Here is a 21,248-nt window from a genome sequence, read left to right on the forward strand (position 1 = left end):
ATTTGCCTTTACCTCATTACTGTAAAGAAGACAAGCATAGGCCTCCCCTAATTCCCATTATTTAACGTGATTAAATGTGTTTCTGCTTTTGCTCCTAATCTTAATGGCAAAGCGGTTGTTCCATAACCATTACTTATTAATAATGTCGTTTCCTTTCGTTTTTTTATACCCCCTTTTTCATAAGGACTGTAGCCCAAAATATGTATTTGCCCTCCATGTGTATGACCGCTTAACACTAAGGATATTTGATGTTCTTTTTTTATTTTGCTCATAATTTGAGGACTATGGCTTACTAAAACTCTAAAGCCTGTTTGACCCGCATCAAGTAAAGCGAGATCAAGTCTATCGCGTTTTTTACTCATATCGTCAACACCTAACAATATGAATTTATCACCTGTTTCTGATTCAAAGGATACTGCAGTATTATCAAGAACCTTAACGCCAAAATCCAAAAATATAGTATCTAGCTCACGAAAATTTACTTCGTAATCATTATTGCCCCATACAAAATAAACAGGGCCTAATGTTTTTAGTTTAGCTAAATTTTCTTTTACTCTTTGAAGCGGAACTCCTTTTTCAACTAAGTCGCCGCCAATAATAATGATATTTGGTTTCAATAAACGAACTTCCTCAATAATTTTATCTGAGATGACTCTCTTATGTATGTCAGAAATGAAAAAAATCTTGACTTCACCAAAGCTTGCTGGAAATTCTTTGAAGGACAGATCATTTAATATGACTCGATCTGCATTCGCTTCCCTATACATAAATGCAATAAACCCTATTCCTATTAATACTAAAATGATAACTATTGTAAAAATCATAATGCTCCTGCCCCGCAATCTGTTATCTATACTTTTGCTAGTTTAAGTTCCCTGAAATCTATAGAAATAATACCATAAAGAATAGAAAAACAGAAAAATACAACTGTTTGCCAAAATCCTAATAAGAATAAGGTGATAAAGCCTGCCAGAAAAAACAAAGAAAACAATAAATTAAATAGCGTTGTCTTGCGTTTCATAAATAACTGAACTGTTTGGATGACCTCTTCACCAATCAACTCAGCATTTGTCAGAAAGCCAATAATGAAGACAACTGCAGAAGCAAAAAATGGAACTGGCTTCAAAATGCAAGCAGCCAAAATTTCCGTAAGCCCTGATGGAACACTAATTGGAAACCACTCAATAAACAGTAAACCACAAAGGAAGCCGCCAATAAGCTGAACTGTTTTACGCAACAAGAAAATCCCTCCCATAAAATTGTATGAGGGGGATTATTCTTTATTGCTTTGATTTATTATTCAATCGGACAACTATTACTCTTCATGAACATCAAGAATTCTGAATCCTGAATCCTCAAGCTTTTCGAGGAATTTCTTTATATTGTCTTTCTTTTCTACCTTCATTACAATCCTGCGTACTAGTTTATCTGTTTCGTCAAATGTGACGATCGAAATGATCTGTTCATGAAACTGACGGGCAATCTCAGATAATCTCGCTAATCTTCCTTCTGTTTCAGAAGCGGTAAACGCAATTCTAACACCTGGTTTGTTCATACCGAATGCAGATTGAAACTGGGCAAGAACATCAAAACGCGTTACGACCCCTAAAAACCTTTGCTTCTCATCAAGAACAGCCAATAGCGGAAAGTCCTTTAAACTTAGCAAGGTTTTTTCGAAGATCTCATTCCCCTTAAGATATTGATCCTGATGTGTAGCGATGTCTTCTGCCTTCGTATTCTGTAAAAAATCTTCCTTTATTTGTTTAGATTTAAAGTAATTTTCATAGATCCCATATCTGGTAATCATTCCGACATAGTTGTCACCATTTAAAACTGGCAATCCATCGATTTGATGCTCCTCTAATTTGTCAAGGGTTTCTTTAATTGTTGATTCATGATTAATTGTATAACTAGAATATTTAGGAATCATAACGCTTTTTACAAACATTCCACTCACCCCAGAGAATTATTTACGATAATGTATTAAATATTCGATAACAGCCATTAATATACCTTCATAATCAAACATGATTGCAGACATTTAGTCATAAGATTGAATGATACAAATTGAAGGAGGGATTGCATGTTTACACCTGTAAAGACCTACCATCCGTATGTCAGTCCTTTTGATCCTTGTGAACCGATTCGTGTAAAAACGTTTTCGACACCCCCACATCTTTATATGGGTTTCCAGCCGCCAAACTTACCGCAATTTACGCCAATGGAAGCTTTACGACATGGAACTCTTTGGAAAGCTTTTTATGATCCCTATTATAGCCCGTATGAGAAGGCTAAGGAGGAAGCCTCTACATGAAACAGATGCCTGCAGAATATTATCAATTATTAGAACAGCTTCAGGTAGTTGACTTTGTCTTAGTTGAACTCACTTTATACCTAGATACTCATAATGGGGACGAAGATGCGATTAACCAATTTAATCATTATGTTAGCGAAAGAAAAAAGATTAGAAAGCTGTTTGAAAGCCAATTTGGTCCGCTCATGCAATTCGGTCACAGTTATTCAGGCAAACCATGGAACTGGGATGACTCGCCATGGCCATGGCAAGTTTAAGAACGCCTTAGCCCAGGGGCTGAAGCTACCGATTTGTCTTAATTGCAAAATTTTTATGAAAGGGCGGGAAAATTATGTGGGTTTATGAAAAAAAGCTGCAATATCCAGTTCGAGTAAGCACATGTAACCCGAAGCTGGCTAAATTCTTAATTGAACAATACGGCGGAGCAGATGGTGAGCTTGCAGCTGCTTTAAGGTACTTAAATCAGCGTTATACTATCCCAGATAAAGTGATTGGTCTCCTTACAGATATTGGTACAGAGGAGTTTGCCCATCTAGAAATGATTGCAACGATGGTATATAAGCTTACAAAGGATGCAACACCAGAGCAAATGAAAGAGGCAGGCCTAGGTGCTCACTACGCAAACCACGACAATGCTCTCTATTACGAAAATGCTGGTGGGGTTCCTTTTACAGCAACTTATATTCAAGCTAAAGGAGATCCAATAGCAGACTTATATGAGGATATTGCCGCAGAAGAAAAAGCGAGAGCAACTTATCAATGGATTATCAACATGAGTGATGATGTAGATCTAAATGACGGTCTCCGGTTCTTAAGAGAGAGGGAAATTATTCATTCGCAAAGATTCCGAGAAGCAGTTGAAATTCTGAAAGATGAACAAGGGAAGAAGAGAATATTTTAATATATGAGAAAAGAAGCGGCCATGTATAAAGCAGCTTCTTTTTTCAATCTATTTATTTTCATGATACAAATTAATATCATAATTCGCCTTCATCATTTCAAAAACGACATGTCTGTTTTTCCACTCGTCTTCCTTTTTCCAAAGATCTTTGCTTTTATCAATTATTTCGCATCTGAGTGCATGGTACTCCTTCTCAGCCTTCTCTCTTTTCTCCTTCAATAAATTCATTAAGCCATATAACCCAAATGTAAATATAAGGAAATAAAGATTAGCCGATTGGTTAACGAAAACCGAAAACATGGCCGAAAATGAATAGGAGAAAGGCTTCATTACCGTTTTATAAATATAAAAAAGATAAATGAAGGAAGAAAACATTGTTGCCCACATCGTAATTAAATGCCTTAGCTTAAAAGTGTCAAATTTCTTTTTCCTTTCAACCACTTTTTGAAGCATCTGCCTAGTAGCTTGATCTGTTCGATCATCAAGCAGTTTTATTGATGATTCCATAATCCCCCTCCGTTCACCAAGGCTAACCTTAAACCCTGACAACACTCTTTTCTACTTAATGTATGAGCTTGTACAGCATTATATGATAGGGAGATTGGGAATCTATTGTTTAGGTATTTTCAATACTTGACCAGCTTGAATCTCATTATTTTTTAAGTTGTTTGCTTTTTTAATAATATCCATGCCGTCCTGAGAATTATAGTATTTCAATGCGATCCGAAACATGTTTTCATTAGGTTTGACAGTATGATAAATAATTTCCTTTTGCTCCGCTTGCTGATTATCCTTCGCTTGTTGGTTTTCATCGGTTTCAGCAGGCTTAGCAGAACCTTTATCTTCAGAATCACTTATTATTGGAGTTTCAGAGGCAGGAATAGAGGGTTCCTTTTCCTCATTTTCGACTTTACCATCGGTGTTTCCCGGATCTTCTTCTCTTTCTTCAATGATCGTTCCTTTTTCTTCTTTTTGTTCTTGCTCTTCAAATCCTATTGTTTCAAATCCGTTTTGGGTGCTTGCTTTTTCAGCTCCTCCATTATCATTCTTTTGCAAATAGTTATACATACTATAAATAGTAATCGGCAGTAAGATAAACAGTAATGCCAGAAGGCGAATAACAGGGTATTTGACCTTCCATTTATTTTTCTTTCTCTTTTCCCGGTGAAGCCTGCTTCTCGGCGGTAAAGTTTCCTTTTTTTGGATAGGTTCCTCACTATCCCAATTTCTATTAACCTTTTTCCGAAGGCGTTCAGCCTGATCCCTGTATGGGCCCTCTTTGTTCATGAAACATCCCTTCCTGTGTTCCCGCTTTTGGAACCTGTATTATGACGGTATTTTATAATTAGTCCGAGTAAAAAATCAATAATAAAATGTGTAAAAATAGTCACGAATAAATTGTTTGTTATCAAGAAAATATAGCCGATAAAAAAGCTTAGTACAACAACATTTAAGAACAAAAACCAATTAAATAAATAGCGGTAATGGACAACTGCAAAAATCAGACTGGAAAAAACAAGTCCAACATGAGTCTGAATGATACCTCTGAATAATAATTCCTCGCAAAAAGCAACGATTGCAGCGATTAAAGCAATATGAAAAACACTACGATTGCGAAAAACTCTTTCATTTAAGCCCCCATCATCGTATAGGGATGGCGGAAGGAGCTTCATAAGAATTACATCCAAGAGAACGACTGCTAATCCAGCTGTTCCGCCGATAAATAATATATTCATATCGCCAATCTTAAAAAGATTAAGTACATCAGAAAAACGATTAAATAATATCAAACTTAAAATAAATGAAATGGCTAATAGGATAAATTGCGTTAAATATAGATGAAAAAGCAGTTCTCGATCTGATAGCTCTTTAATGATTCCTGTATATTTTTCTTTCATGTAATTCGCCTGCTTAAAAGTATTTCTCCCAAATAGTCTTTCCAATTAAAAGAGGATTCGATCTTGGTTTTCTCTTCTTTTTCAATAGAAGTATAAAATTTTGAATAATTAACACCGCATAGGTCGCAGCAATCCTCTATCTCTATTGTGTTATCTTCTTGAAAATACTTCAAGATATTTTTTCTGCGACATTCCGTTAATTGCGTCCAAACAAACATTTCATAAATCTTTTTCCTTTTGACCTGAATACGCTCTTTAATAAATGATTTTATTTGAGTACTAAATTGATCTAGTTGATCCTCCCTAACTTCCTCAAGCAAATCACGAGTAATTCGCCATTGAGTGTCTGTTAACCCAGAAATTCTTCTGATTTCTTCCTCATATGCTGGCAATTGCTTTAATGCATGCTGATTGTCTCCTAGCCAATTAAACAGCCAGTTAATCTGCTCTACTGTCGGCAGCTCTCCTTCAGAAAGCTGGTAAGGCAGCTGTTCATCCCCAGGCGAAAACAGCAAAACGGCAAGGCTTTTCCTTCCGTCCCTTCCCGCTCTCCCAATTTCCTGCAAATAGGATTCAAGCTGAAGTGGCATATGAAAATGTATAATAAAACGGATATTATCTTTATTAATTCCCATTCCAAATGCACTTGTCGCACAGATTACATCTAATTGTCCTTGAATAAATTGCTGTTGAATTAATATTCTTGCCTCCTGTTCCATTCCACCATGGTATGCGGCAACATTAGAAACTCCGCTTTCCTTTAAGTATACGGCCATTTGTTCAGACATTTTCTTGCTTGAAAAGTAGACAATCCCTGAACCACTTAGAGAATGGACGAGTTCAACAAGCCTGTCCTTTTTTTCTTGAAAGGAATTTATCGTTTCAACAGTAAGTGAAATATTAGGACGGTCAACAGAATAAATAAATTCCTTCCAACTTTCCCATGATAGTGACGCAATTATATCATCTTTAACCTCTCGTGTTGCCGTTGCAGTTAAAGCTAATGTCAGCGGGTTTCCTAGTTTTTCTCTAACTTCGCCAAGCTTTAAATAATCAGGTCTGAAATCATACCCCCATTGCGAAATGCAATGGGCTTCATCAATGACAAATAAAGCAATATTAAGATTACATAGCCTCTTTATGACATGATCAAGACGCAGCATTTCTGGGGATAGGAAAATAAATTTATATTTATTTAACTGTGATAATGCACGATTTTTTTCTTCTGCGGATAAAAAGGAATTAAATGCAATGACCCTTTTCTCCCCATTCATCATTAATTGTTCGGCTTGATCCTGCATTAATGATAAGAGTGGTGAGATGATAATCACTTGTCCATTTAATGCATAACCAGATAATTGATAACATAGTGATTTTCCTGTTCCGGTAGGAAGCATAGCGATTGTATGATTCCCTTCCAGTATAGAAGAAATAACTTCCTTTTGACCTGTTCTAAATGCAGTATAGTTAAAATGATGCTGTAATAATTTTTCAAGCTTCATTTTCTTCACCTACTCTAGCTAATGTTAAGCGTATTTCGAAATAATCTGCATTTGGAACTAATTCACGAATTTGCTTTAATTGTTTAGTGGAATTTGTCTTAACGGCTTCTAAAATCAAATGCTGTTTTTCCTTACTCACAAAAGGAGTAATTTCAAAACTCTTATTATTCAGGGCTATTTCAACGATATGATCCTCTATCGTGCTTCTCTTAAGCCTTCGAGTCTGAACAATAGCATTTAATCCCATGCCATTCTTTAATAATGAGTACGTCCTTCTAGCAGTCTGTGTCAATGAAACTAACAGCGATTCTTCCGAAATAAATCTGCTTAAAAGCGGGTAATTTTCTGGTTTTAATTGGATAGTTTCCAGCATAAAATGAATCAAGCTTCTAAATTGGACATAATATACGTCAAGTTCCATTTTCAAACGTTCAGCAGCTTGTAAAGGAGTTAGTCCAATAATTTCGTAACCAGTCAGTCTCATGATGAGTACAGAAGGATCTATTTCCTTATTCTTTTCAAGGCAATTGACTAACTCGATGTATAGTTTCTGGCATAATGCGTCTCTGTTTAAGGACGTTTGCTGCAGAAAATTCTTTACCCAAAAGTGAACCTCTTTTTTTCGCTGGATAGGAAGATATTTTGTTTCTCTGCTTTTTAAGTAGGATATGACCTGTATCGTGAGGGATAATCTTTCCCAAAAAAGCTCGGTAACTTGATGGAACTTCAAACCGTTTAAGGAGCTCGGAATCGGCTGCTTCGTCAATGTTTCTTCCAGAAACCGTGTACCTTCTATTGATAGACGATAGCATTGCTCGGAAATTTGGATAATGAACCCTCTGTTCTTAATTTGACTTACAATATGATCTAAATCTTTTCGCTCAAGAAAAGGAAAAGAATTGAAGAGGTTCGTTAATTGGAAAAAATGAGCATCTTGAATCGTTTGGGCAGATTTTTTCCCTTTCAGAAGATGTAAGATTGAATATATGGATCGCTGACCATCAATTTTGTGTAAACAATATAAAACTATCAAATTCAAATATGAATCCTTCATAAGATCACACCATTTATATTACTTTTTGGGACATACTAACAATTAATCATCTTCTATATCTTATCATGAATAGAAAATATGAGCCTCTATAATTCTGATTATTGTTAGAACCTTATTATGATAAGCATTCTCAATACTTTTACTATTGAAATGTTTGCCATTCAGTTTTACAATAGGGGATGAGGGATGTCTTTCCATCTTCACAAAGGAAAATGTTCATATAATTTTGTTATAATCTTGGGAGGTAATTTTTCATGGCAAAGTATACGATTGTTGACAAGGAAACTTGCATCGCATGTGGAGCATGCGGAGCAGCAGCACCAGATATTTATGATTACGATGACGAAGGCATTGCATTCGTTACTCTAGATGATAACCAAGGAATTGTTGAAATTCCAGATGTATTAATTGATGATATGATGGACGCTTTCGAAGGCTGTCCAACTGATTCAATTAAAGTTGCAGACGATTCATTTGATGGCGACGCACTTAAATTCGAATAGAATCAATAAAGGTTCGCTTTGATTACCGCTCCCTTTCTTTATGAAGGGAGCTTTTTCATTTCAATTATAAACTGCATATTTTATAGTATTTGGAACGATTCAAGAGACCAATAGAAAAAGCAACGGTTGCCCGTTGCTTTTGAAAACTGTCTAGCTTCAGCGCCTAGGGGCTCGAGGTCATAAGCCAATCCGACAAAAAGGTTAAAATACAACCTTTCTGCCAGCTCGTCTTATGCTTGTCGCCCCTGGACACTAAGGAAAGCTCCTTAGAATAATCATCGCAGGAACAATCCGTAATTTGATTGTTCCGAAGGCGCTTCCGCTTTTCTATTAAGCTGCGCTATTATAGGAACCTTGTTTGCTAATCCATGCACTCATACGTGCAAAAATTAGCATAAATACAATGGTTATAATTAATCCTTTTATAATATTAAACGGTAAAATGCCTGTTACGATCATTGTACGCATTTCTGGAGCAGACATAGCTGGCATATTTAAGAAAAATGTATAGGCAGGCAGGATGATGAAGTAATTTAAAATACTCATCATTACAGCCATTATAGCCGTACCAATAATTAATCCAAATGTCATGCCCTTTCTCGTTTTTAATTTGTTGTAAACATAGTATGTTGGCAATACAAACAGGATGCCCGCAATAAAGTTAGAAATATGACCAACTGGAACACCAGTTGCGCTCCCTGTCATAAAGTAATCCAAAATATTTTTAAATAATTCAACTAAGATGCCAGCCAGCGGACCAAAGATTAACGCGGCAATTAATGCAGGAATATCGCTAAAGTCAATCATTAGAAATTGTGGAAATGGCGGTAGCGGGAAGTTTAGCAGCATTAATACATATGATATACTGCTCAACATCCCAATCGAAACTAAAGCTTTTACTGAAAATCTTTTCATGTTCCTCTCTCCTTGTTAGGACTATCTCTCCTAAAGAAGAAAGGTTCAGCAGATCATGTAGCCATCATAAATAAAACCCTCAAGTAATATACTTGAGGGAGATTTAAAAGGCTCACTAAATAAACGTTCATCATTCCTGCAATTTTTGAACGTCTGCAGAACCTCCATCTTCTCCCATCCAGACTGTACTGTCGGCTTTGGAATCGCACCAAATCCTGCCAAAGCTTAAAGCGTTCACCAAGAAATAGAATGATAGTTGCCAAATGACAACTTTTTTCAGCTATTTCCGATAATTTGCTTCAGCCATAAAGGCTCGCGGGCTTAGAGAAAAATCTCATCACCGCCGGTCGGGAATTTCACCCTGCCCCGAAGATAGACCGTATTTATTTGTTACAGTTTTTATTATACTTGAAAACTAACGAATTGGGAAGGAATTAAATTTCTGATCTTTTTTCCTCCTTAAAGCTTGTACAAGCTTCCCCCTAAAAATAACAAACTAATAAATATCCCCATGATTCCAGCAATCATAAATCTTCTTAAATAATCCCGCATTTTATCCTCCTGTTAATCCTAATAAGTTTTTGTCCAATATCCACAGTATGTAAGCAGAAGTTAGTTTAGAACAAAACAAAGCAAAATTGATTAATCTATCTATGAAAAACAGGCTAAACATATTGAATATAATAAGCCAACCCTTTATGATCGCAAAAAGAAAGACGGGCCAAATGGCTCGTCTCTAGTTCTGATTGGAAATTATTCGCTTGTTAGGTACAACAGGAACCTTAATGTCTTGATTTAGATCAAATATTCCAATTCTGTCGATATTTGCATTTTCAAGCTTAACAAATTCATAATTAAACTCTTTCGCTGTTAATAAAATTGCTTCAATAGTATGAAGAGTTGCCTCATCATTATTTAATTGTGATCCCTTTTCAAATTTGATAATGAGCTTTCCTTCTTTTGGATTTTCTTCCGTTTCGAATTGGATCGTTTCAGGAATGGATGCTATCAATTTTTCCCCCGCCTGATTATTTCTCATTATCGAAAAGGCTTCTTGGATTGTGCCCTGTTTTTCAGTAAATTTAAAAGGGACAATAAATGGCTTTGTTTCAACATTGCTTGGAAAATAAAAATAATAAGCGTCATCGCTTGATTGCTCTTTCGATACAAATTCATCTATTTTACCGAGATGGCCAAATTCAATGCCCGGATTTCCTTCAGTCGTCAAATTAACTTTCTTAATATCAAATGAAGCCATTATATGATTCATAACTTGGTTTAATTGCCATTCTGTATTCGAAGACATGCCATATGAATGGTCAGCTGGAACATTTAGTGTCAAAATTTTATTTTCTTCATCAAAAATCAAACCGGCTTGTAAAGGGTAATATTCCGTTAATCCCCATTTTTCTTCAGCCAAATTCGACATATTTTCTACATATAAATCAAATTTTGACTTTTGGTCATCTTTAGGAACAATGAGGCTAATAGGAACAATAAATGAAACATCCTGATTTGGAACACCATATGTTAGCACTTCCTTATCAATCATATCCTCCTCATATACAGCAGTTGTCTCGTCCTCCACTTCTATCGAAGTGATCCCCATTTTTTTCTCTTCTTCCTGTTTTGCCATTTCAATAGGGGCTTCATTTTCCTTTGAATCTGCAAGCTGATCTTGATTGTCACCCAGACTCTTTTTTTCCATCATTATTTCGGATGCAGATGAAGATTTATCCGCTGATTCCATTGATTTCTCTTCAAAGCCTTGCCAATTGAAAAGGTTGGGAACTAGGATGAAAAATAGAAGGAAAGCTCCTGCTGTTGCAATACTAGGCATAATCCACATTTTTTGTTTTCGCTTTTGCAATTTGATTGCGACAAGATGATAGATTTCTCTAGGATCCCGATCATCCTTAATTTTTGGCATATTGCCTAATAATTCTTCAAGCTGTTCCTCAGTCCATTCTGATTTTTTCATTTTCTACGGTTCCCTCCTTTCTTTTAATTTCGTCCATATAAGTCTTTAATACCTTCAACGCCCGATGCTGAGTTGTTTTTACTTTACTTTCTGTCCATCCGAGTGCTTCAGCGGACTCAGTAATGGAAAGTTCATGAATATACCTCATAACAATGATCATTCTTTGATCTACTGTACAATGGTCAAGGCATTTGTAAATATATTGAATTTCTTCATTTTGGACAATAATTTCTTCTGGAATGGGGTATTCATCTTTTACTTGTTGTGTGGACCAATCGAATTTCTCTAGAAGCCGCTGCTTCCATCCCTTTTGTTTGCGGAAAGAATCAATTGCCACATTTCTTGCAATGGAAAATAACCAAGTTTTTTCACTGCTTTTTCCTTCAAATTTTTCATATGATTTTAGAACTCTAATATAAACCTCTTGGACAAGGTCCTCGGCAAGTTCCCTGTTTTTCACCATATAAAAAAGAAATTGAAAAACGTCATGATGATATTTTCTATATAATTCATCAAAAACGGAGTCCATTCGTTTCCCTCCCCGTTTAATTTAATAGTCGTAATAATTCTAGAAAAGGTTACAAACCTAAAAACATATCCTCTCGCCCTATTATCTTTTAATTTGATAAAAAAAGGAAGGATTTTTATGTAAATCCTTCCAACATAGAAAATAAAACATATTTAATTAAATCGCTCTAAATGTTTCCCGTGTATCAAGAACAATCGGCATATTTTTCTATATTAATCTATATTTCGAGGGATAAATAGAGAAAATGTCGTACCTTGACCAATTTTACTTTGAACAGATATTTGACCTTTATGTGCATGAATAATATTTTTCGCAATGGCAAGTCCAAGACCCGTTCCAGATCGTCCTCTCGTTCTTGCTTTATCTGCTTTATAGAAACGTTCAAAGACGAAAGGCAAATCCTCTTCAGGAATGCCTGATCCGGAATCTTCCACTTCAATATAAAGGCCACGTTCATCATTCCGCTCAGAAACGATTACCTTGCCCATATTTGGGGTATGCCGAATTCCATTATCAATTAAGTTGGTTAATACTTGCTCTATTCCGTCTGGATCAAACCTTAATGAGCCAGACTGTTCACTGAGCTGTAAATCAAGGTGTATTTCCTGTTCCTTAGCTAATCCTTGGAACTTACGAACAACCTTCTGCAGAAATGGTTTAACCTCGATTTCCTCCATTGTTAGTTGGATATGTCCAGCTTCCATTCTTGCAAGATCTAAGAGCTCATTCACTAAGCGGCCCATTCTTAATGACTCATCATAAATAACACTTGCCATCTCTTTCTTTTCTTCATCTGTACTGGCAATATCATCTACTATCGCTTCACTATATCCCTGCATCATGGCAATCGGTGTTCGAAGTTCATGTGAAACATTTGCAATGAAATCCTGTCTTAGCTTATCAAGCTGCCTTTCTTCAGTCATATCCCTAATAACAGCAACAGCACCACGAATATATTTTTCATTATATAATGGACTAACAATCATTACCCAGAAACGGCCCTGAATAGATATTTCACCAACCTGCTCTTTCTCTGTACTTACTGCGAGCTGGAAAAGCTCCATTACTTTAGATGGTACTGCTTGAGTATCTTTATTCTCCTCATCCTGTTCGTAATACCAGTTATGCAAAAAACGATCGGCAGGAGGATTTGTAATTAAAATAGTTCCATCTCGATCAAATGTAATAACTCCGTCAGCCATTCCACTTAGAATACTTGCAAGCTGTTCTTTTTCCTGTTTAAGGGCATCCATATTAAATTTGAGCTGCTTCCCCATTTGATTAAAAGCAATAGCCAATTCGCCAATTTCGTCCTGTGACGGGAAAGGTACCTTAGTATCAAACTTCCCCCTGGCAACCTCAAATGCTGCTTCACGCATTTTCCGAAGAGGAGCAGTAATTCGTGTTGATAAGAAAAACGCAAAAATGGTCGTTAAAATGATGGCAACACCAGCGGCAAGGAAAATAAATTTCGTCGTTGTGCGCGTTGTTTCCTCCATAACCTCGAGCGATTGATAAATATAAACGGCCCCATTTTTACTAGTAGATTCCTTTAGTGGAACGCCGACTATTAATATTCGGGAATCATCATTGTTTTTCTCCTTATCCCCATCAAAGGCAGACATTTTCTTGACAGTTTTATGATCAGTAATAACCTTTTCTAGCTCGGCATCCTTTGTAAGATATGTGATAGGAAGCTTAAAGCCTTGATTTTCATTTGGTGAGTAATAATATTCGTTTGGATTTGTCACTATAACTACCTCAGTGACGTCATCCACTAATTCCCACGAAATCTCGAGGCCGACATCTCGATCATGTTCATCTAATATACGGGAAATTTTTTGGGCAGTATTCGTAAGCCCTCTTTCCATTTCATTGATATGATAGTTTTCGAAAAATTCTAATAGCATAATAGTTAAAATAAAGAGTACTAAAGAAACTAGGAATAGAATTGTAAACCAAAGTTTACCTACAACACTTCGCCAGAGCATCATTCATTAATAACCTCGAACTTATAGCCTACACCCCAAACAGTTACAATCATTTTTGCAGCTTGCTCAGAAACTTTATTTAGCTTTTCGCGTAAACGCTTAACATGCGTGTCAACAGTTCGCAAGTCCCCAAAAAACTCGTAATGCCACACTTCCTTAAGTAATTGTTCACGATCAAAGACTTTATCAGGTGATTTTGCAAGAAAATAAAGTAATTCATATTCTTTAGGTGTCAGACTTACCTCTTTCCCATCTGCAAGCACTCTGTGTGCATCATGATCAATCGTTAAGTGAGAAAAGACAATAATATCTTTCGCTGCTGCTTCTGTTTGTATATAGGTTGTTTTAGAAGCTCGGCGCAATAGCGCTTTAACTCGTAAGACTACTTCTCTTGGGCTGAATGGCTTAACAATATAATCATCAGTACCTGCTTCAAAGCCTTGTACTCTATTTACTTCCTCACCTTTTGCAGTCAGCATGATAATAGGCGTAGCTTTCTTTTCCCTTAATTCCTTACAAACTTCAATCCCATCTTTACCAGGCATCATCAAATCAAGCAGGATGATATGATAATCATTTTCAAGAGCTTTTGTTAATGCCTCGTTTCCATCTCCCGCTTCATCAATAATAAAGTTTTCTCTTTCCAAGTACATTTTTAATAAACGTCGAATTCTCTCCTCATCATCAACGACTAAAATTCTTACGTCTTTTTCCATAATCGCATTTCCCCCTTTGTATTTCCGCTAATGAATAGAACTTTTTGAAATAAGCCTCCACAAAGTGAAGGCTTTTTAGCTTAAACTAAAGAACTATCTGTTATAAACATGATGACCAGATTTAAGATCCTGCGTATGAATGCAAACCAGCAATTACTAGATTAACTGCCACCAAATTAAACATAATAATGACAAAACCGATTACGGCAAGCCATGCAGATTTTTCACCGTGCCAGCCTTTAGATAACCGGAGATGAAGAAAGGCTGCATAGAAAAGGAATGTAATAAGTGCCCATACTTCCTTCGGATCCCACCCCCAAAAGCGGGTCCACGCTATTTGCGCCCAGATCATCGCAAAAACTAAACCGCCTAGCGAGAATATTGGAAATCCAATTAATACAGAGCGATACCCAATTTCATCGACTAAATCAAGATTGATTTTCCTTACGATCGGCTGTAATGCGGCTGCAATACGTTTCCGAAGCACGAGCCTAAATAATAAATATAGAATGATACCCGCTCCGAATGACCAAATTACCGTATTCAATTTTTTGGCATTAATAATAGCCGGAACTTCTATAATTGGCTCAAACTTTCCAGCAGTAACTAATTCTCCTTCATGAGGACCTATTAAAGCAGGCATCGTATACTCAAATGTAGCATTCTGTTCTTCTTTATTGATCCAATTAAATTCAGCTTTGTAATCCATTGAAGAGAAGCTGATTGAAATAATAATATAACCAAGCGTACAGATTAATCCAAACATGACTGCTTCTAGCCAAAAAGTACGTTTACTAGATTTAGATTGATCGACAGATTTCACTAAATATAGAATTCCTGCTACAAAACTGATCGACAATACCGCCTGACCCACTGCTGTCGTTGTAACGTGAATATAAAGCCAATCACTTTGCAAGGCAGGAATCAGTGGGGAAATATCTCTCGGGAACATGCTTGCATAAGCAATAAGCAGCAAAGCAACAGGCATCGTAAATAATCCCAATAAAGGGGTTTTGTAAATATAATAAATAATGATAAATGCACCAACTAAAGCCAGTCCAAAGAATGTAATAAATTCAAACATATTACTTACTGGTGCGTGTCCAGCTGCAATCCAACGAGTAATAAAATAGCCTAAATGAGCAATAAAGCCGATTATACTTACCAGCAGTCCAAGCTGTGCCCATCTGTTCGGCCCTTTCTTCTGATTCCTCTTATCCTTTATTGAGCCAGCAAATAGCACAGTTGCGATAATATAAAGAATAAAGGCTATATATAATAAATTACCACTTAAATTTGCCACCTAAATGGTTCCCTCCTCATACTGTTTTTTCGTTTTCTGTTTGATCTTCTGGTTCTTTTATTCCAGTATCTTCTAATACTGCACCGATTTCTCTTTTAAGTCCATGCCAATTTTTATTTGTATGACCTGCAACCCAAACCTCGTCATTTACACGGCGAATCCAAATCCGACGATGGGTCCAGTAAGAGCCTTGTGCAACCCCGATCATGAAAATCAAACCACCTAAAGCAATGATCCATAATGTTAAATCTTTTCGCACAGTTAAGGCTGTAACATTTTTTGTTTCGACGCCCTTAAATGCTAATTTATATTGATTGTCTCCAAATGGCTCAATCGTCTGGCGGATGGCAACAAAACTGACTTCTCCTTCTGGCCTGTCTGGGGTAATCATGTTAAACACGAAGGCAGGATTGTTAGGAATTCTTGACTTTGTTATGGGTTCCCCGCTTTTATCAAATTCAAAGTCTGGGAAATAACTCATGACTTCAACAGAATATCCATTTCCTAAATCATATTTATCCTTTGGATCAAATAAATCTACGGTAAGATTTCCGTACTCTTCTTTCGTTTGTTTATTAGCAAGTGCAAAAGTCATTTTGTTTAATTCATCAAGTTTATATTCAACCTGATACAAGGCAAAGCTTTCAAACTTTAATGGTTCGTTTACACGAATCTCGTAATCCTTTACCTTTTCAAGCTCAGGCTTTTCCCCAGCAATGGCATCCCCTTTCTTTTTGTATAGGGTTACATTTGACTGGAAATTTTTAGCGACCATTCCTGTCCTTTCAAGCGCATCACTAAAAACCTCTTTATCTTTATCTTTGTCATAAACTTCGAGGATGAAACGATCATTTTTCAAGTAATATTCTCCGTGCGTTTCCGGAATTACTTTCGTTTCCCCTTCCCGGAGCCAGAGGACCTTGTCAACATACATACCTGGGACAAAGCGAAGCATCCCGCCAATTAGGAAAATAATTAAGCCAATATGGTTAACATAAGGGCCCCATCTTGAAAAACGGCCTTTTTCAGCAAGTAAATTGCCATCTTCTTCACGAATATTGTACCGTTTGGCTCTTAATTTCTCTTTAACTGATTCATAGGATTCTTCAAAGTTTTTCACTTCAGATCGTCCAAACAGACGCTGACGCTTTAAGAATCCTTCATGTCTCGTTACGCGCTGGACCTTTAAAGCACGATAAAGCGGAACTACCCGGTCTAAACTACAAATGATGAGTGATATTCCGATTGAAGCGATAAGCAATAAATACCACCAAGAGCTATAAAGATTATGAAATCCTAGATCATAATATAATTTTCCAAGCCATCCATATTGTTCTTGATAATACTCGGCAGCCGGCATGACAGGAGGTATGTACATTTCCTGGGGAAAAATAGTCCCTAGTGCAGATGCTACTAATGTGATAACAATTAGCCACACACCCACCTTAACGGATGAAAAGAAATTCCATATTTTATCTACCATCGTTTTGTTGTACGTTTGCGACCGGCGCGCACTTCCCTCATAGCGCATATCTACAAGCTTTTTTTCTTTCTCATGCTCTTCTAAAATTCTGCCGCAAGCTTCACAAAGAATTGTTCCATGTGGGTTTACGTGTCCGCATTCACATTTTACGTCTTTCATTTTTAAAAACTCCCTATATCTTATGGTTTAACCTGCTCCATCATATCTCTAATCATGTCTTCTGTTAGCTCGCCTGTATGATATTTAACGACTTTTCCATCCTTATCTATCATATAAGTTGCAGGAAGAGGACTTATTTTGTATGCGGTTTGCACTTGTCCATCCGTATCTTTTAATATAGGAAAAGTTAAGTTATGTTTATCTGCAAATTTTTGAACAGCCAGATCCGATTCACCTACATTGACAGCTAGAATCGTTACGCCATTGTCTTTAAATTCCTTATATTGATTTTCCATATATGGCATCTCACGTTCACATGGCTTACACCAAGTACCCCAGAAATTTAAAAAGACCCCTTGACCTTCATAATCTGACAAACGATGTTTTTCACCGTTCATATCCATAAGAACAAAATCAGGTGCTTTTTTACCAATTGCTACTTTCTTCACATCATCCTTCGTAAAATTTGCATATAAAGTGTAAGCAACGGCGGCGCCTAATATAAGTAATATGATTGTCCTTATTACTAAACGCTTTTTTTTCATTAAAATATCTCCTTTTTAAAGCACTATTCATGAAACACTTATAAAGCATCGTGCATTCCATTTTTTCTTTATTAAACCAACAAGAATAACAGAAATGCTCATATTAATTATAGCATTTATCACCATTATGATAATGTTTACAATATGAAGGAAGTGTGACTATTCTATGAAATTTTACTTATTAGCTATTTAGCTTGGGCAAGTACACGGAGCTGTTTCACTTCATGAGCTGTTAATTCTCTAGCTTCTCCTGCTTTTAACCCATGAAGAGTAAGAAATCCATATCTTTCGCGTTTTAATTTTATTACCGGGTGACCAATCGCTTCAAGCATTCTTCTAACTTGGCGATTTCGTCCTTCATGGATTGTAAGTTCGATAATAGATGTTTGTTTCTTCTTATCCATCGATATCATTTTTACGCGTGCAGGTGCTGTCATCCCATCTTCTAATTTAATGCCTTTCTCAAGACTTCTTGTCTTTTCTCGCGAAGGGATTCCTTTTACTTTCGCAATATATACCTTCTCTACTTCGCTCTTAGGATGCATGAGCAGGTTTGCAAATTCACCATCATTAGTAAGTAAAAGAAGTCCAGAAGTATCAAAATCTAATCGCCCAACTGGATAAATTCTTTGTTCAATATTTGCTAAATAATCTGTCACAACTTTTCTTCCTTTATCATCTTGAACACTGGAAATAACTCCCCTTGGTTTATAAAGGAGAAAATAAACCGGCTCTTCCCGTTCAATCGGAATTCCGTTTACTTCCACACGATCAGAAGAAGAAACTTTGACACCCAGTTCCTTCACTATTTTCCCATTTACCTTAACATGTCCTTCTACGATTAGCTGCTCAGCCTTTCTTCTTGATGCAAAACCGGCATGCGCTATCACTTTTTGTAATCTTTCCATATTATGTCACCCCAACTTAAAATGCTTTCATATAAGGATTTTACCTAAATCTGTCCTTTTGAATTATGACATAAATCAAGCTTTTTTCAAAGTAAGGGATTTTTAGCAGAAAAAAAGATACCCCATTGGAGGGTATCTTCGTACGAAACTAATTAAATACCGAATACGAGTGTCACAACGATAATAGCTGCAATAATTCCGACTAAATCTGCCAATAGTCCAACCTTTAAGGCATCTCCCATTTTTTTAATTCCAACTGCCCCAAAATAAACGGTTAAAACATAAAAGGTAGTATCTGTACTTCCTTGAAGGACGGAAGCAAGACGGCCAATAAAGGAATCAGGTCCGTTGGCAGCGATGAGATCAGTTGTCATGCCAAGTGCAGCAGACCCTGAAATCGGGCGGATAATGGCAAGCGGAAAGATTTCGGGGGGAACCCCAATTGCTTCAAGTGCTGGCCTCATTAACTCCACGAAATATTCTAATGCTCCTGATGCACGAAAGATGGAGATCGCAACAAGCATGCCAACAAGAAAAGGTATGATGGATACAGCAATTTTTATTCCCTCTTTTCCCCCTTCTACAAAGCTTTCATAAGTGGGAACACGCTTAATAGTCCCATATAATAATATGAAACCAATTAGGACGGGAATAAACCATAAAGAGATAACAGATACAATTTGCATGCAGCTTCATCCTTTTCTTGTTCTTCGATAATAGAAATACCTATCAATTAAGATAGCTCCGATAGCCGAGCTAATGGATGCAATTAATGTAGGACCAACAATTTCTGTAGGTGAAACCGATTCATATTTCATCCGTATGGCAATAACCATCGTTGGAATAAGCGTAATGCTTGAAGTATTAACAGCAAGGAAAGTGATCATTGAGCGGGTTGCTTCGTTTTTTCCGCCATTTAAGTTTTTTAATTCTTCCATCGCCTTAATCCCAAGTGGTGTGGCTGCATTACCTAACCCAAACATATTTGCCATCATATTCGACAGAATATACCCCATTGCTGGATGATTTGTAGGTACTTCAGGAAAGAGCCGTTTAACAATCGGTTTAAAAGCTTGCGATAGTTTATTCAATAGCCCCGAATCCTCTGCAATTTTCATCATGCCTAACCAGAATACGAGAATACTAATTAAACCAATACAAAGTGTAACAGCTTCTGCTGCTCCTTTGAAAACCGCCTCATTCACTTCATTCATCGTCCCATTGACCATTGCAAAAATAATGCCGATTAGCGCCATCAACGCCCAAATAATATTAATCATCCGTTTTCACACCAACGATTGAAATAAAAATATTTCTAAAAATGCCAAAGAAGGAATCCTCCTCATTTGCTTTTTCCTGTTTAAAATATATAGGCAGTGTTTTTATTTGACGGTTATCAAAATAAACAATCGCCTTTCCAACAATTTTAGGAATGTTCTCTCCATCCTCCCACTTCCTGTCAGGCTTCATCATTTTATATTTAATCTCGAAAAGGTCTTTCTCTTTATTTGTAATTGGATAATCAAAGCCAGTCTCCAAAAACACTTTCTTTTTATAAAACCTATCCTTTATATCCTTAATCACACCCTTTGGCAAAACCTCAGCTAAACTGTATGTCTTAAAACCCATTTCATACATTTGGATATGATCATTCCAGTCAGTTTGTCCAGTTGCATTTAACGTTACGGCGATTAAATCAAGCCCTCCCTTGGAAGCGGTAGTGACTAATGTTCGTTTTGCCCGCTTTGTAAATCCGGTTTTTCCGCCTGTACTATATTCATAATCTGAAAGTAAACGATTTTTATTCGTCCATTTTCGATCCCAGCCTTCATTAGGATGCGGTGTTTTATAAACCTTTGTTCCTGAAATTTTTCCATATTCTTTATTATTCATGGCATAACGGGTTAATAGCGCCATATCATACGCTGTTGAAAAGTGATTTTCATGATCGTCAAGTCCATGGGGGTTCTCAAAATGGGTATTCTCCATTCCAATTTCTTTTGCTTTTTGATTCATTAAAAAAACAAAGCCGTCAAGGCTCCCCCCAATATGTTCAGCAATGGCTACTGCCGCATCATTCCCTGAACGGAGCATCAATCCATATACTAAATCCTCCAATTTTATTTTCTCACCTGGTATTAAATAAATGGAAGATCCTTCTGCTCTAACTGCTTTCTCGCTAACCTTCACCATCTCGTCCATTTTTCCAGATTCTATGGCCAATATGGCAGTCATAATTTTGGTGATGCTGGCTATTCTTCTTGGCGTAAACGCATCTTTTTCAAATAATATTCTTCCAGATCCCTGCTCCATCACAATAGCACTGCGCGCACTTACAGAAACAGAAGCTTCTGCCTTCTGCGGAATCAATCCGGTTAAAAGTGCAGCAATCAACGGATAGATCAAAAGCTTTTTAAATTTCTTCATTGTAAAACCCCGTCTCCTATAGCTTATCTTCTGTAGCTCCAGCGCCTAGCCCCAAGGTACAGGACGTACTAGTGTCGACATTGCGACAGGACAAGGAAAACTTCGTCAGCGACACATCG

Annotated in this window: 24 protein-coding genes and 1 riboswitch; of the genes, 4 read left to right on the forward strand and 20 right to left on the reverse strand. The window is 36.8% G+C overall.

The features are described from left to right. Positions 1 to 47 precede the first annotated feature (47 nt). The 3 genes from V7122_RS15910 to V7122_RS15920 form a co-directional block, all read right to left on the reverse strand. Positions 48 to 824, reverse strand: a complete 777-nt coding sequence (locus V7122_RS15910) for a metallophosphoesterase (RefSeq protein ID WP_335346391.1) — start codon at positions 822 to 824, stop codon at positions 48 to 50. 26 nt (positions 825 to 850) lie between these two features. Continuing rightward, entirely contained in the window at positions 851 to 1,240 is a 390-nt protein-coding gene (locus V7122_RS15915; protein ID WP_335353853.1) for a hypothetical protein, read from the reverse strand. Between the two features lie 75 nt (positions 1,241 to 1,315). Then, complete coding sequence (locus V7122_RS15920) at positions 1,316 to 1,948, reverse strand: CBS domain-containing protein (protein ID WP_335346389.1); 633 nt, start codon at positions 1,946 to 1,948, stop codon at positions 1,316 to 1,318. Between the two features lie 135 nt (positions 1,949 to 2,083). On the opposite strand from V7122_RS15920, the gene V7122_RS15925 reads away from it, so the two are divergent. The 3 genes from V7122_RS15925 (at position 2,084) to V7122_RS15935 (ending at position 3,215) form a co-directional block, all read left to right on the forward strand. Beyond that, positions 2,084 to 2,314 carry a spore coat associated protein CotJA gene (locus tag V7122_RS15925; RefSeq protein WP_335346388.1) on the forward strand — a complete coding sequence of 77 codons (231 nt, stop codon included), beginning with the start codon at positions 2,084 to 2,086 and terminating at the stop codon, positions 2,312 to 2,314. Next, positions 2,311 to 2,571, forward strand: coding sequence for a spore coat protein CotJB (locus tag V7122_RS15930; protein ID WP_335346387.1), 261 nt, complete (start codon positions 2,311 to 2,313; stop codon positions 2,569 to 2,571). Before V7122_RS15925 ends, V7122_RS15930 begins: the two co-directional genes overlap by 4 nt. Positions 2,572 to 2,645: 74 nt before the next feature. Further along, the gene (locus tag V7122_RS15935; protein ID WP_335346386.1) at positions 2,646 to 3,215 is read left to right on the forward strand and encodes a manganese catalase family protein; all 570 of its coding nucleotides are present in this window, start codon (positions 2,646 to 2,648) and stop codon (positions 3,213 to 3,215) included. A 48-nt stretch (positions 3,216 to 3,263) separates the two neighbouring features. Here the strand turns inward: V7122_RS15935 and V7122_RS15940 are convergent, their stop codons facing one another. The 5 genes from V7122_RS15940 to V7122_RS15960 all read right to left on the reverse strand — a co-directional run bounded on the left by V7122_RS15940 (position 3,264) and on the right by V7122_RS15960 (position 7,654). Further along, the gene (locus V7122_RS15940; RefSeq protein WP_335346385.1) at positions 3,264 to 3,722 is read right to left on the reverse strand and encodes a YpbF family protein; all 459 of its coding nucleotides are present in this window, start codon (positions 3,720 to 3,722) and stop codon (positions 3,264 to 3,266) included. Between the two features lie 102 nt (positions 3,723 to 3,824). Next, positions 3,825 to 4,502 (reverse strand): LysM peptidoglycan-binding domain-containing protein, encoded by a 678-nt coding sequence (locus V7122_RS15945; protein WP_335346384.1) that lies wholly within the window; start codon positions 4,500 to 4,502, stop codon positions 3,825 to 3,827. Beyond that, positions 4,499 to 5,113 carry a CPBP family intramembrane glutamic endopeptidase gene (locus V7122_RS15950; RefSeq protein ID WP_335353852.1) on the reverse strand — a complete coding sequence of 205 codons (615 nt, stop codon included), beginning with the start codon at positions 5,111 to 5,113 and terminating at the stop codon, positions 4,499 to 4,501. Before V7122_RS15950 ends, V7122_RS15945 begins: the two co-directional genes overlap by 4 nt. Further along, on the reverse strand, positions 5,110 to 6,615 hold the full coding sequence (locus V7122_RS15955) for a RecQ family ATP-dependent DNA helicase (protein WP_335527537.1): 1,506 nt from the start codon (positions 6,613 to 6,615) through the stop codon (positions 5,110 to 5,112). Before V7122_RS15955 ends, V7122_RS15950 begins: the two co-directional genes overlap by 4 nt. Then, complete coding sequence (locus tag V7122_RS15960) at positions 6,605 to 7,654, reverse strand: helix-turn-helix domain-containing protein (protein WP_335353850.1); 1,050 nt, start codon at positions 7,652 to 7,654, stop codon at positions 6,605 to 6,607. The genes V7122_RS15955 and V7122_RS15960 overlap by 11 nt, the downstream gene beginning before the upstream one ends. Positions 7,655 to 7,923: 269 nt before the next feature. On the opposite strand from V7122_RS15960, the gene V7122_RS15965 reads away from it, so the two are divergent. Beyond that, the gene (locus tag V7122_RS15965) at positions 7,924 to 8,172 is read left to right on the forward strand and encodes a ferredoxin (protein ID WP_335347385.1); all 249 of its coding nucleotides are present in this window, start codon (positions 7,924 to 7,926) and stop codon (positions 8,170 to 8,172) included. A gap of 330 nt (positions 8,173 to 8,502) precedes the next feature. Here V7122_RS15965 and V7122_RS15970 read toward each other — a convergent pair whose 3' ends face one another. The 12 genes from V7122_RS15970 to V7122_RS16025 all read right to left on the reverse strand — a co-directional run bounded on the left by V7122_RS15970 (position 8,503) and on the right by V7122_RS16025 (position 21,129). Then, the gene (locus V7122_RS15970) at positions 8,503 to 9,087 is read right to left on the reverse strand and encodes an ECF transporter S component (protein WP_335346718.1); all 585 of its coding nucleotides are present in this window, start codon (positions 9,085 to 9,087) and stop codon (positions 8,503 to 8,505) included. A 162-nt stretch (positions 9,088 to 9,249) separates the two neighbouring features. Beyond that, a riboswitch (FMN riboswitch) is annotated at positions 9,250 to 9,465 on the reverse strand. Between the two features lie 358 nt (positions 9,466 to 9,823). Beyond that, positions 9,824 to 11,068: a hypothetical protein gene (locus V7122_RS15975; protein WP_335527539.1), complete on the reverse strand. Its 1,245-nt coding sequence runs from the start codon at positions 11,066 to 11,068 to the stop codon at positions 9,824 to 9,826. Next, entirely contained in the window at positions 11,046 to 11,597 is a 552-nt protein-coding gene (gene sigX / locus V7122_RS15980; protein ID WP_335346720.1) for an RNA polymerase sigma factor SigX, read from the reverse strand. Before sigX ends, V7122_RS15975 begins: the two co-directional genes overlap by 23 nt. Positions 11,598 to 11,809: 212 nt before the next feature. Then, a complete protein-coding gene (locus tag V7122_RS15985; protein ID WP_335353848.1) occupies positions 11,810 to 13,591 on the reverse strand; it encodes an ATP-binding protein in 1,782 nt (593 codons plus the stop codon). Next, positions 13,588 to 14,304 (reverse strand): response regulator transcription factor, encoded by a 717-nt coding sequence (locus tag V7122_RS15990; RefSeq protein WP_335346722.1) that lies wholly within the window; start codon positions 14,302 to 14,304, stop codon positions 13,588 to 13,590. The genes V7122_RS15985 and V7122_RS15990 overlap by 4 nt, the downstream gene beginning before the upstream one ends. A gap of 121 nt (positions 14,305 to 14,425) precedes the next feature. Further along, entirely contained in the window at positions 14,426 to 15,607 is a 1,182-nt protein-coding gene (ccsB, locus tag V7122_RS15995) for a c-type cytochrome biogenesis protein CcsB (RefSeq protein ID WP_335346723.1), read from the reverse strand. Between the two features lie 16 nt (positions 15,608 to 15,623). Next, complete coding sequence (gene resB, locus V7122_RS16000) at positions 15,624 to 17,249, reverse strand: cytochrome c biogenesis protein ResB (RefSeq protein ID WP_335346724.1); 1,626 nt, start codon at positions 17,247 to 17,249, stop codon at positions 15,624 to 15,626. A gap of 20 nt (positions 17,250 to 17,269) precedes the next feature. Beyond that, positions 17,270 to 17,794, reverse strand: a complete 525-nt coding sequence (resA, locus tag V7122_RS16005; RefSeq protein ID WP_335346725.1) for a thiol-disulfide oxidoreductase ResA — start codon at positions 17,792 to 17,794, stop codon at positions 17,270 to 17,272. Between the two features lie 185 nt (positions 17,795 to 17,979). Continuing rightward, positions 17,980 to 18,702, reverse strand: a complete 723-nt coding sequence (rluB, locus tag V7122_RS16010) for a 23S rRNA pseudouridine(2605) synthase RluB (RefSeq protein WP_335346726.1) — start codon at positions 18,700 to 18,702, stop codon at positions 17,980 to 17,982. Positions 18,703 to 18,854: 152 nt separating this feature from the next. Further along, the gene (locus V7122_RS16015) at positions 18,855 to 19,388 is read right to left on the reverse strand and encodes a spore maturation protein (RefSeq protein ID WP_335346727.1); all 534 of its coding nucleotides are present in this window, start codon (positions 19,386 to 19,388) and stop codon (positions 18,855 to 18,857) included. 6 nt (positions 19,389 to 19,394) lie between these two features. After that, positions 19,395 to 19,982: a nucleoside recognition domain-containing protein gene (locus tag V7122_RS16020; protein ID WP_335346728.1), complete on the reverse strand. Its 588-nt coding sequence runs from the start codon at positions 19,980 to 19,982 to the stop codon at positions 19,395 to 19,397. Then, entirely contained in the window at positions 19,975 to 21,129 is a 1,155-nt protein-coding gene (locus tag V7122_RS16025) for a D-alanyl-D-alanine carboxypeptidase family protein (protein WP_335346729.1), read from the reverse strand. Before V7122_RS16025 ends, V7122_RS16020 begins: the two co-directional genes overlap by 8 nt. Between the last annotated feature and the right edge of the window lie 119 nt (positions 21,130 to 21,248).

Source organism: Bacillus sp. JJ1532 (genome assembly GCF_036965085.1).
In the GTDB taxonomy this organism is placed as follows: Bacteria; Bacillota; Bacilli; order Bacillales; family Cytobacillaceae; genus Cytobacillus.